A 10,629-nucleotide genomic window follows, 5' to 3' on the forward strand; every position below is an offset into this window, starting at 1 on the left:
GAAGTGGGCTGATCGTGTTGGTGGCGACCGGGTGGGACGGGTACTGGGGGACCGAGGAGTACCCCCGGCATCCGTACCTCACCGAGGAGGCCGCGCGGCTGCTGGTCGAGCGGGGAGTCCGGACGGTCGGGATCGACGCGCTGAGCGTCGATCCCACGCCGGCCGAGGACTTCCCCGCGCACCGGGTCCTGTGCGGCGCGCACGCCGTGATCGCCGAGAACCTGCGCGGCCTGGACCGGCTCCTGGACGCGCAGCAAGCAGGCAGGCGCGTCGAGGTGTCGCTGCTGCCCATCAAGCTGGCCGGGGCCGACGGCGCCCCGGTCCGGGCCGTGGCGCGGATCGGCTAGCGCGTGCCCCAGGAATACGTCTGCTTACGCAGCTTGAGATAGACGAACGACTCCGTGGCCCGCACCGACGGAATGGCGCGGATCTTGCTGAGGATCTCCAGCAGGTGCGTGTCGCCCTCGCACACCACCTCGACGATCACGTCGAAGGACCCGGCGGTGAGCACCACGTAGTCGATCTCCTCGATCGCCGCCAGCTCGTCGGCCACCGATTCCAGATCGCCCTCGCAGTTGACCCCGATCATCGCCTGACGGGGGAAGCCGAGGGTGAGCGGGTCGGTGACCGCGACGATCTGCATGACGCCGGCGTCCTGCAACCGCTGGACCCGCTGGCGGACGGCGGCCTCGGACAGGCCCACCGCCTTGCCGATGGCCGCGTACGGCATGCGTCCGTCGGACTGGAGCTGCTCGATGATCTGCTTGGAGAGATCGTCGAGAACGAACTGGCCCGGAGCGGCACCGTTGCTTCTGCGTACGCGGGGCGGCGTCGTCATGGCAGAGGAGTCCTCCCTAGCGGTCCGGCGTTACGGGGGCGTTCCCGCTTTGTTGCCGTCCTGGTGCGACATGTTGTCAGTTCTTGGCGCTCTGTCAAGCGAATTCGTAGCAATTTGATATCTTCACCACGAAATCCCTTGTCCTGATGCAACTGCTCTGTAAGAGTCGCGGCATCTCAGCCACCTCACGAGGAGGTCATGCCTTGACCACCCGTCTGCAGAACTACGTTAACGGCGAGTTCGTGGACGCCAAGAGCGGCCGATTCTCTGACATCATCGACCCGTGCACGGGTGAGGCCTACCTGCAGGCCCCCGTCTCCGGTGTCGAGGACGTCGATGCAGCGTTCGCCGCCGCGGCTGCCGCGTTCGAGTCGTGGGGGCAGACCACCCCGGGTGAGCGGGCGAACCTGCTGCTCAAGGTCGCCGACGCGATCGAAGCCCGAGCCGACGAGATCAACGAGGCCGAGTGCCGCAACACTGGTAAGCCGCGCGCCCGCATGGCCGAGGACGAGACGCCGGTCGCCGCGGACCACTTCCGCTTCTTCGCCGGCGCCGCCCGCACCCTGGAAGGCCCCACCGCCGGCGAGTTCCTCGCCGAGCACACCAGCGTCATCAGGCACGAGCCCGTGGGCGTGATCGGCCAGGTCACCCCGTGGAACTACCCGATGATGATGGCCGTGTGGAAGATCGCCCCGGCGCTGGCCGCGGGCAACACGATCGTGCTCAAGCCGTCCGACACCACCCCGGCCTCCACGCTCAAGCTGGCCGAGATCGTCGGGTCGGTGCTGCCGGCCGGCGTCTTCAACGTCGTCACCGGCGACCGCGAGACCGGCGCGCTGGTGGTGAGCCACCCGACGGCCGCCATGGTCGCGATCACCGGCTCGGTGGGCGCGGGCATGTCGGTGGCCAAGAGCGCCGCCGACGACCTCAAGCGGGTGCACCTGGAGCTCGGCGGCAAGGCGCCGGTCGTGGTCTTCGAGGACGTCAAGGACCTCAAGGCCGCCGCCGAGTCGATCGCCACCGCCGGCCTGTACAACGCCGGCCAGGACTGCACCGCGGCCTGCCGCGTGCTGGTGCACGAGAGCGTGCACGACGAGTTCGTGGCCGCGCTGAGCGAGGCCGCCGCGGCGACCGTCACGGGCGACCTGGACAACGCCGACGCGCTCTACGGCCCGCTCAACAACGAGAACCAGCTGGCCAGGGTCCAGGGCTTCATGGACCGGGTCCCCGGCCACGCCAAGGTGCTCACGGGCGGTCACCGGGTCGGCGACCGGGGTTACTTCTTCGCCCCGACCGTCGTCGACGGGCTCAAGCAGGACGACGAGATGGTGCAGAACGAGATCTTCGGTCCCGTGATCACCGTCCAGACGTTCTCGGACGAGGCCGACGCGCTGGCCAAGGCCAACGACGTCAAGTACGGCCTGAGCGGCTCGGTCTGGACCTCCGACCACGGTCGCGCCATGCGGATGTCGAACAGGCTCGACTTCGGCGTGGTCTGGGTCAACACGCACATCCCGTTCGTCTCGGAGATGCCGCACGGCGGCTTCAAGCACTCGGGATACGGCAAGGACCTGTCGGTGTTCGGTCTGCACGACTACACCCGGGTCAAGCACGTCATGCACTACATCGGCGAATAGCACACGAAGGACACCTCCTGGAATGGCCGAGCTGAACGCGATCGAGCTTGAGGACGTCGTCAAGGAGTACCTCTCGCATGGCGAGGTCGTCCAGGCGGTCAAGGGCGTGACCATGGGCATCGAGGAGGGGGAGTTCTTCTCCCTCCTCGGTCCTTCCGGTTGCGGCAAGACCACCACCATGCGCATGATCGCCGGCTTCGAGGAACCCTCGAAGGGGCTGATCAGACTGCACGGCCAGGACGTCACGAACGTCCCGCCGAACAAGCGCGACGTCAACATGGTCTTCCAGTCCTACGCCCTGTTCCCGCACATGAGCGTGTGGGACAACGTGGCGTTCGGGCTCAAGCAGAAGAAGACCCCCCAGGACGAGATCAAGCGCCGCGTCGGCGAGATGCTGGAGATCGTCGACCTGACCGGCCGCGAGAAGCGCCGGCCGCGCGAGATGTCGGGCGGCCAGCAGCAGCGGGTCGCGCTGGCTCGCGCCCTGGTCAACCGGCCGCGCGCGCTCCTGCTCGACGAGCCGCTCGGCGCGCTCGACCTCAAGCTGCGCCAGGCCATGCAGATCGAGCTCAAGCGCATCCAGCGCGAGGTCGGCATCACGTTCGTGTACGTGACGCACGACCAGAGCGAGGCGCTGACGATGAGCGACAGGATCGCCGTCATGAAGGACGGCCTGGTCGAGCAGCTCGCGGACCCGCGCACGATCTACGAGCGGCCGGCGACGGCGTTCGTGGCCGGGTTCATCGGCACCTCCAACCTGCTGTCGGGCACGGTGAGCGGCGACGCGTTCGAGCTCTCCGGCGGCCGGGTGGTGGTTCCCGGGCACACCGGCGAGGTCACGGTCACGGTCCGGCCGGAGAAGATCACCATCTGCCCGGACGAGCCCGGCCAGGGCCTGAGCGCGGTCCGGGGCACCGTGGCCGAAATGGTCTATCTGGGCACGTATAACAGTTACACCGTGAGCCTCGCCGACGGGGCCGAGGTCACGGTGTTCGAGCAGAACGCGCACGACGCGACGGCGACGGCGGAGCGGGGCGACTCCGTGTGGCTGTCGTGGGAGGCGCAGCACTCTTACGTGATTGGAAGTTGATAGGACCCCATGGACAACCTTCACCCCGCCGCCCTCCTGAGGGGCATGACCCAGCCCCGCACCCGTCGCGACGTCTTCAAGATCGCCGGTCTGTCCGCCGCCGGCCTGGCCCTCGCCGCCTGTGGGGTGGAGGGCAAGAAGGCCGCCCCGCCCAAGCCCGACGCGGTCAAGGACTACTGGGCCAAGCAGACCAAGAACGGCAAGGTCGTCTTCGCCAACTGGCCCGAGTACATGCCCGAGGACCAGGGGCCGCTGAAGAAGTTCCAGCAGGCCACCGGCATCTCGTACGAGTACAAGGAAGTCATCGAGGAGAACGCCTCGTTCTTCGGCAAGGCCGACCCGGTGCTGCGCGCCGGGCAGTCGCTGGGCTACGACATCGTCGTCATGACCAACGGCATCCAGCTCCAGCACATGATCGAGCTGGGCTACATCGTCCCGCTCGACCACTCCAAGCTGCCGAACTTCAACGCCAACGCGGGCGCGAAGTACAAGGACCGGGCCTACGACCCGGGCAACCAGTACACGGTGCCCTACACCTCGGGCATCACCGGGATCGCGTACAACACGAAGTACGTCAAGGACGACATCACGAGCATCCAGTCGCTGTTCGACCCGAAGTACAAGGGCCGGGTCGGCATGATGCGCGACGCTCAGGAGATCGGCAACTTCGGCATGTACGCCCTGGGCATCGACCCGGAGAAGTCGACCCAGGCCGACTGGGAGAAGGCGGGCGCCAAGCTCAAGGAGCAGCGCGACGCCGGCCTGATCCGGAAATACTACGACCAGGACTACATCGACGCCGTCTCCAAGGGCGAGGTCTGGCTGACCATGGCCTGGTCGGGTGACGTCTTCCAGCGCCAGCTGGCCGGCGAGCCGGTCAAGTTCGTGGTGCCCGAGGAGGGCGGCACGATCTGGACCGACAACATGCTCATCCCCAAGGGCGCGGCCAACCCGGTCGACGCGCTCATGCTGATGGACTACCTCTACCAGCCGGAGGTCGCGGCCGAGCTGGAGGAGTTCATCCAGTACGTCACCCCGGTCCCGGCGGCGCACGGCATTCTCAAGTCGAAGGCCGAGACGCTGAAGGGTGAGGAGAAGAAGGCGCTGGAGACCCTGGTCGGCAGCCCGCTGATCTTCCCGACCGAGGCCGACTACGCCAAGCTGCACGGCTACACCAAGCTCACCACGCAGCAGGAGCAGGTCTTCAACCGCATCTTCCAGACGGTCACCCAGGCCTAGCCGATGAAGGGTCGTCTCACCCCCTACCTGCTGGCATTGCCGAGCTGGCTCTGGCTGGCGATCTTCCTGGTGGTGCCGCTGGCGGCGATGGCGTCGGTCTCGACCACGACCGGCAACAACATCGACGGTTTCGTCCAGACCTTCGCCATCTCCAACTACGGCGACGCCATCAGCCGCTACGGCACCCACCTGGGCCGCTCGTTCCTGTACGGGGCGATGGCCACGGTGGCCATGCTGGTCATCGGGTACCCGGTCGCGTACTTCATCGCCTTCAAGGCGGGGGCGCGCAAGTCGATGTACCTGTTCCTGCTGCTGCTGCCGTTCTTCGTGTCGTTCGTGCTGCGGACGATCTCGTGGGGCTTCCTGCTGGCCGACAACGGCATCCTGTTCGGCACGCTGAAGAGCTGGGGGCTGCTGCCCGCCGACTTCCACGTGCTGGCCACCACGGTGGCGGTGGTGGGGGGCCTGACGTACAACTTCCTGCCGTTCATGATCCTGCCGATCTACGTGGCGCTGGAACGGGTCGACCCGCGGGTCATCGAGGCGGCACAGGACTTGTACGCCTCGCGCGTGTCGGCCTTCCGCAAGGTGGTGCTGCCGCTGTCGCTGCCCGGCGTGTTCGCCGGGGTGCTGATGACGTTCGTGCCGGCCACCGCGGACCCGGTCAACGCGCAGATCCTGGGCGGCACGTCCAACACCATGATCGGCAACATCATCCAGACCGAGTACCTGACGAACCTGAACTACCCCTCGGCCTCGGCGCTGTCGTTCATGCTGATGGCGGTGCTGCTGGTGGGGATCTTCGTCTACGCCAAGGCGCTCGGCACGGAGAACGTCCTGGAAGCGGCGGCGACCCGATGATCAGACGAAGGACCGGCGACAAGCTGCTGCGCGCCTACACCTGGCTGGTCGTGCTCTGGCTGTCCGCGCCGATCGCGGTGATGATCGCCTTCGGCTTCAACGACAAGCAGAGCAAGTCGAACACCACCTGGCAGGGCTTCACCCTGCGCTGGTACGAGGAGCTCTTCGAGATCTCCGACCTGTCCACCGCGCTGGTCAACTCGCTGACCATCGCGGTGGCCAGCACGCTCGTCACCGCCGTGATCGGCACGCTGCTCGGGCTGGCGCTCGGCCGCTACCGCTTCCGCGGCAAGGGGCTGACCAACTTCCTGGTCTTCGCCGCCATCTCCACGCCGGAGCTGGTGATGGGCGCCTCGCTGCTGTCGCTGTTCGTCTCGGCGAACCTGCCGCGCGGCCACGCCACGATCATCATCGCGCACGTGCTGTTCTCGCTGTCGTTCGTGACGGTGACCGTACGGGCGCGGGTGATCACCCTCGACCCGTCGCTCGAAGAGGCGGCCAGGGACCTGGGCGCCACCTCGTGGGGCACGTTCCGCCAGGTGACACTGCCCGCGATCATGCCCGGCGTGGCGGCGGGCGCGATGCTGGCGTTCGCGCTGTCGATCGACGACTACGTGGTGACCAGCTTCGTCAACGGCTCCACGATGACATTCCCGCTGTGGATCGTCGGTTCGGTCAAGACCGGCATTCCACCCCAGGTCAACGTCATGGGTACGATCATCTTCGGAGTCGGCGTGCTCATCGCGGTCGCCAACGCGATCGCCGGGCGGCGCCGCCCCACCTGAGTTTCCAGCATTCCCCCCGCCGGCCGGCGGGGGGATTTGGCATACCACGGCCCAGAACAGGGAGGCGAGATCGGATTTCGGCGGGGGGAACCCGCGCGTGATCACCCATTGGATCCCGCAATTCTCAGAACAGACAACTTAACTTTCGTAGGGAAGTGAAATTTGTGGATCCGCTGAAGGCGCTTGCTGACGCGGAGCGCAAGCCGTTCTGGCTGGACAGTCCGGCCAGACCTGAGCCGCAGCCGCGGCTCTTCGGACACACCACCGCCGACCTGGTCGTCGTCGGCGGCGGCTTCTCGGGGCTGTGGACGGCCCTGATGGCCAAGGAACGAGACCCCGCTCAGGACGTCGTCCTGATCGAAGGACGCAGGATCGGCTGGGCGGCCACCGGCCGCAACGGCGGGTTCTGCATGGCGACCCTCACCCACGGCCTGGCCAACGGGCTGGAGCGCTGGCCGGAGGACATCTCCAGGCTCGAACGCATGGGCGTGGAGAACATCGACGAGATCGAGCGCACGCTGGAGCGCTACGGCGTCGACTGCTCCTTCGAACGGACCGGCGAACTGCACGTCGCCACAGAACCGTGGCAGCTCGACGACCTGAACGAGCACCTGGACCTCATCTCCGACCTGGGACTCGACTACGTACCGCTCGACCAGGAGCAGGTGCGTGCCGAGGTCAACTCGCCCACCTACCTGGGCGGGCTCTGGGAACGCAGCGGCTGCGCCATGCTCGACCCCGCCCGGCTGGCGTGGGGGCTGCGTGAGGCCTGCCTGCGGCTCGGGGTGCGGGTCTACGAGCGCAGCCCGGTCCGCTCGCTGCAGGACGACGGCGTCACGATCAGCCTGCACACGCCGTACGGGTCCGTCACCGGGCGTCGCGTGGCGCTCGGCACCGGGGTGTTCCCGCCGCTGCTCAAGCGGCTCAAGCACTTCGTGGTGCCGGTCTACGACTACGCGCTGATGACCGAGCCCCTGTCGGACGCCCAGCTCGCCGAGGTGGGCTGGCACAACAGGCAGGGCGTCGGAGACTCGGGCAACCAGTTCCACTACTACCGGCTGACCGACGACAACCGGGTGCTGTGGGGCGGCTACGACGCCGTCTACTACAACGGCGGCCTGGTCAAGCCGGAGTACGACCAGCGCGACGAGACGTTCGTCAAGCTCGCGGGGCACTTCTACGACACCTTCCCGCAGCTCGCCGACGTCCGCTTCACCCACAGATGGGGTGGGGTGATCGACACCTGCAGCCGCTTCAGCGCCTTCTACGGTCAGGCGCACGGCGGCCGGCTGGCCTACGCCGTCGGTTACACCGGGATGGGGGTCGGCGCGACCAGGTTCGGCGCGAACGTCATGCTCGACCTGCTGTCCGGCGAGCGGACCGAACGCACCGAGCTGCGGATGGTCAAGGAGAAGCCGATCCCGTTCCCGCCGGAACCGGTGCGTTCGGGGGTGATCCAGTTCACCCGATGGTCGATCGCCCAGGCCGACCAGCATCAGGGCAAGCGCAACCTGTGGCTGCGCACGCTCGACAGGATGGGGCTCGGATTCGACTCCTGACCGCGCCTCACGTCTCCTGACCGCGCCTTGATCGCCGGGCCCGCCACCCCCGTGTGCGGGCCCGGACGGTCTCGCGCAGACTAGGACCCATGAGGGTTGAGTTCGCTGCCGACGACGTGCGCCTCGTCGGCGACCTGCTGGTCCCCGAGGGCGAGGGGCCGTGGCCCGGGCTGGTGTTCACCGGGCCGTTCACCGGAGTGCGCGACCAGGTCATCGGCCGGTACGCGCGACTGCTGACCGAGCGAGGGTTCGCCACCCTGGCCTTCGACCACCGCAACTGGGGCGAGTCCGGCGGCGAGCCCCGCCGGCACGAGGATCCGCAGGGCAAGCTGCACGACCTGCGGGCCGCGGTGTCGTTCCTGCGCGCCAGGCCCGAGGTCGACGCCGGCCGCATCGCGGCGGTGGGCATCTGCCTGGGCGGCGGCTACGCGCTGAAGTTCGCCGCCTTCGACCCCCGGGTCAAAGCGTTCGTCGGCATCGCCGGGGCCTACAACAACCCCTACGCCATGCGGACGGGAATGGACTACCAGGCCGCGCTGGCCGCCTTCGCCGAGGTGGCCGAGCGGCAGGACCGGGGCGGCCCGGCCGAATACCTGCCCGCCGTGTCGGAAGGCGGCGAGGCCGCCATGCCGGGCGACGAGCCGTTCGCCTACTACGGCACCGCGCGGAGCGCGTCGGCGACGTGGGCGAACGAGGTCACGCGGGTCAGCATCCGCGAGCTGATCACGCTGGACAACATGATGGGCGCCGACTTCCTGTCACCCAAACCGGCCTTGATCGTGCACGGCGTGGTCGACAGGTTCTGCTCGCCGGAAGGCGCGGAAGAGGTGTTCAAGCGGCTCGACGAGCCCAAGAAGCTCGTCTGGGTGGACGCCAAGCAGCACATCGACCTGTACGACCGCGAGCCGTACGTGACGCAGGCCGTCGACGCGACCGCCGACTTCCTGCGCGAACACTGCTGAACGTGATGAATCGGGGGTAATCATGCGTGCCATCCAGTTCGCCCGCTACGGCGGGCCCGAAGTGCTCGAAGAGGTCGAGGTGCCCGACCCGGTCGTGGGCCCCGGCCAGGTGCTCGTCGACGTGGAGGCGGCCGGGGTGAACTTCGCCGACGTACGGCAGATCTCCGGCGACTACTCCGCACCCGACGCGCTGCCGTTCATCCCCGGCGGCGAGGTGATCGGGCACACCTCCGACGGACGGCGGGTGATGGGCTTCACCGCCAACGGCTATGCCGACAAGGCCGTGCTCGACCAGGCCCGGATGGTGGTCGTGCCGCCGTCGATGCGGGCCGGTGAGGCGCTGGCGCTGCTGGTGCAGGGGCTGACCGCGTGGCACCTGCTGCGTTCCTCGGCCCGGCTGCAGCCGGGGGAGAGCGTGGTGGTCAACTCGGCGGCCGGCGGCGTGGGCAGCCTGGCCGTGCAACTGGCCAAGGTGTTCGGCGCCGGGCGGGTGGTCGCCACCGCGTCCACGATGGACAAGCGGTCGGTGGCGCTCGACCTGGGCGCGGACGCCGCCGTGGACGGCGAGGCCGACGGCTACGCCGAGCGGGTCATCGAGGCGAACCGCGGCATGCCCGTCGACGTCGTGCTCGACGCGGTCGGCGGGCAGGTCTTCGACGCCGCGCTCACCGCGCTGGCCCCCTTCGGCCGCCTGATCAGCTACGGCTCCTCCTCCGGCCGGCCGCCCGAGCCGGTCGACCCAGGACGTCTGGCGCCGGGCAACGTCGGCGTGGCGGCCTTCTGGCTCAAGCCGCTGCTCGCCGCCCGCGGTCTGGAACCCGCGGTGATGAACGAACTGCTCGAACTGACCTCAGGTGGACGGATCAGGCCCCAGGCCGGCGGCGAATACCCGCTGTCACAGGCCCGCCAGGCACTCACCGACCTGGCGGAACGTCGGACGACCGGCAAGGTCGTGCTGAAGATCTGACCACGAATCGGCCGGGTGTGGCAGGCGGCGCGGCTGGGCAGGAGATCATCTAGACCCCCGACCAGATTCACGGGGGTTGGCGCGTGCGTGCGAGATGGAAGGCCGCCCGGCCGGCGGCGCGGCTCGGGCTCCTGGCGGCGACACTGCTGCTGCCGGCGGCACTGCCGGCCGCCTGCGGGACCGAGCGGGCGCCCGGCCTGCCCGCCGCGGTGAACGCCCCGGCCAAGGTGGCCCGCTGCCTGCTGAAGATCCCCGACCCGCGGGCCGGGGCCGCCGCCAGGGCCGCGCTCATCCGTGACATCCACGCCTACCTGGCCACCCGGCCGGGACGCGTGTTCTACGCGGCGTACGACCTGGTCAGCGGCGCCACGCTGGGCGAGGGCGAGCACCAGCACGACACGATCACGGCCAGCGGCGTCAAGGTGGACATCCTGACCGCGCTGCTGCGCCGCGACCCCGGCCACGGCCTCGACGAGGGCGAGCGCGACCTGGCCACCCGCATGATCACCGAGAGCGACAACGGCGCCGCCGACACGCTGTGGAACCGGGTCGGCGGCCACGAGGGCATGGCCGGCTTCTACCGGGACCTGGGCATGACGGAGACCGTGCCCGGGCCCACCCAGTACTGGGGCGGCACCAAGACCAGCCCCGCCGACCGGATCAAACTGCTGCGCGCCCTGGCCGGCGGGGC

Annotated in this window: 11 protein-coding genes; 10 read left to right on the top strand and 1 reads right to left on the bottom strand. The window is 68.7% G+C overall.

Annotated elements, in window-relative coordinates; translation table 11 throughout:
- A partial coding sequence (locus tag HII36_RS49990; protein WP_173530452.1) for a cyclase family protein occupies positions 1 to 347 on the top strand: 347 nt, incomplete at its 5' end.
- On the opposite strand, the gene HII36_RS49995 is transcribed toward HII36_RS49990, so the two are convergent.
- On the bottom strand, positions 344 to 838 hold the full coding sequence (locus tag HII36_RS49995) for an Lrp/AsnC family transcriptional regulator (protein ID WP_173530453.1): 495 nt from the start codon (positions 836 to 838) through the stop codon (positions 344 to 346). The two genes, HII36_RS49990 and HII36_RS49995, sit on opposite strands and share 4 nt — an antisense overlap.
- 203 nt (positions 839 to 1,041) lie before the next feature.
- Between HII36_RS49995 and HII36_RS50000 the strand changes: the two genes are divergently transcribed.
- The 9 genes from HII36_RS50000 to HII36_RS50040 form a co-directional block, all read left to right on the top strand.
- The gene (locus HII36_RS50000; protein WP_173530454.1) at positions 1,042 to 2,475 is read left to right on the top strand and encodes a gamma-aminobutyraldehyde dehydrogenase; all 1,434 of its coding nucleotides are present in this window, start codon (positions 1,042 to 1,044) and stop codon (positions 2,473 to 2,475) included.
- 22 nt (positions 2,476 to 2,497) lie between these two features.
- Positions 2,498 to 3,565: an ABC transporter ATP-binding protein gene (locus tag HII36_RS50005; protein WP_173530455.1), complete on the top strand. Its 1,068-nt coding sequence runs from the start codon at positions 2,498 to 2,500 to the stop codon at positions 3,563 to 3,565.
- Positions 3,566 to 3,610: 45 nt separating this feature from the next.
- The gene (locus HII36_RS50010; protein WP_236004905.1) at positions 3,611 to 4,804 is read left to right on the top strand and encodes a polyamine ABC transporter substrate-binding protein; all 1,194 of its coding nucleotides are present in this window, start codon (positions 3,611 to 3,613) and stop codon (positions 4,802 to 4,804) included.
- A 3-nt stretch (positions 4,805 to 4,807) separates the two neighbouring features.
- Positions 4,808 to 5,665, top strand: a complete 858-nt coding sequence (locus tag HII36_RS50015; RefSeq protein WP_173530457.1) for an ABC transporter permease — start codon at positions 4,808 to 4,810, stop codon at positions 5,663 to 5,665.
- Positions 5,662 to 6,450: an ABC transporter permease gene (locus HII36_RS50020; protein ID WP_173530458.1), complete on the top strand. Its 789-nt coding sequence runs from the start codon at positions 5,662 to 5,664 to the stop codon at positions 6,448 to 6,450. Before HII36_RS50015 ends, HII36_RS50020 begins: the two co-directional genes overlap by 4 nt.
- Positions 6,451 to 6,614: 164 nt before the next feature.
- Entirely contained in the window at positions 6,615 to 8,009 is a 1,395-nt protein-coding gene (locus HII36_RS50025) for an NAD(P)/FAD-dependent oxidoreductase (protein WP_173530462.1), read from the top strand.
- A gap of 89 nt (positions 8,010 to 8,098) precedes the next feature.
- Positions 8,099 to 8,971 carry an alpha/beta hydrolase gene (locus HII36_RS50030; RefSeq protein ID WP_173530459.1) on the top strand — a complete coding sequence of 291 codons (873 nt, stop codon included), beginning with the start codon at positions 8,099 to 8,101 and terminating at the stop codon, positions 8,969 to 8,971.
- 22 nt (positions 8,972 to 8,993) lie between these two features.
- On the top strand, positions 8,994 to 9,938 hold the full coding sequence (locus HII36_RS50035; RefSeq protein WP_173530460.1) for a quinone oxidoreductase family protein: 945 nt from the start codon (positions 8,994 to 8,996) through the stop codon (positions 9,936 to 9,938).
- A gap of 83 nt (positions 9,939 to 10,021) precedes the next feature.
- On the top strand, positions 10,022 to 10,629 hold a 608-nt coding region (locus tag HII36_RS50040), incomplete at its 3' end, for a serine hydrolase (RefSeq protein WP_173530461.1).

The organism is Nonomuraea antri, from assembly GCF_013283785.1.
Classification (GTDB): domain Bacteria; phylum Actinomycetota; class Actinomycetes; order Streptosporangiales; family Streptosporangiaceae; genus Nonomuraea; species Nonomuraea antri.

Bases quoted from the DNA above. Each gene is read 5' to 3' on its own strand.
- HII36_RS49995 (WP_173530453.1), bottom strand. From the start codon at position 838: ATGACGACGCCGCCCCGCGTACGCAGAAGCAACGGTGCCGCTCCGGGC.
- HII36_RS50005 (WP_173530455.1), top strand. From the start codon at position 2,498: ATGGCCGAGCTGAACGCGATCGAGCTTGAGGACGTCGTCAAGGAGTAC.
- HII36_RS50010 (WP_236004905.1), top strand. From the start codon at position 3,611: ATGACCCAGCCCCGCACCCGTCGCGACGTCTTCAAGATCGCCGGTCTG.
- HII36_RS50015 (WP_173530457.1), top strand. From the start codon at position 4,808: ATGAAGGGTCGTCTCACCCCCTACCTGCTGGCATTGCCGAGCTGGCTC.
- HII36_RS50020 (WP_173530458.1), top strand. From the start codon at position 5,662: ATGATCAGACGAAGGACCGGCGACAAGCTGCTGCGCGCCTACACCTGG.
- HII36_RS50030 (WP_173530459.1), top strand. From the start codon at position 8,099: ATGAGGGTTGAGTTCGCTGCCGACGACGTGCGCCTCGTCGGCGACCTG.
- HII36_RS50035 (WP_173530460.1), top strand. From the start codon at position 8,994: ATGCGTGCCATCCAGTTCGCCCGCTACGGCGGGCCCGAAGTGCTCGAA.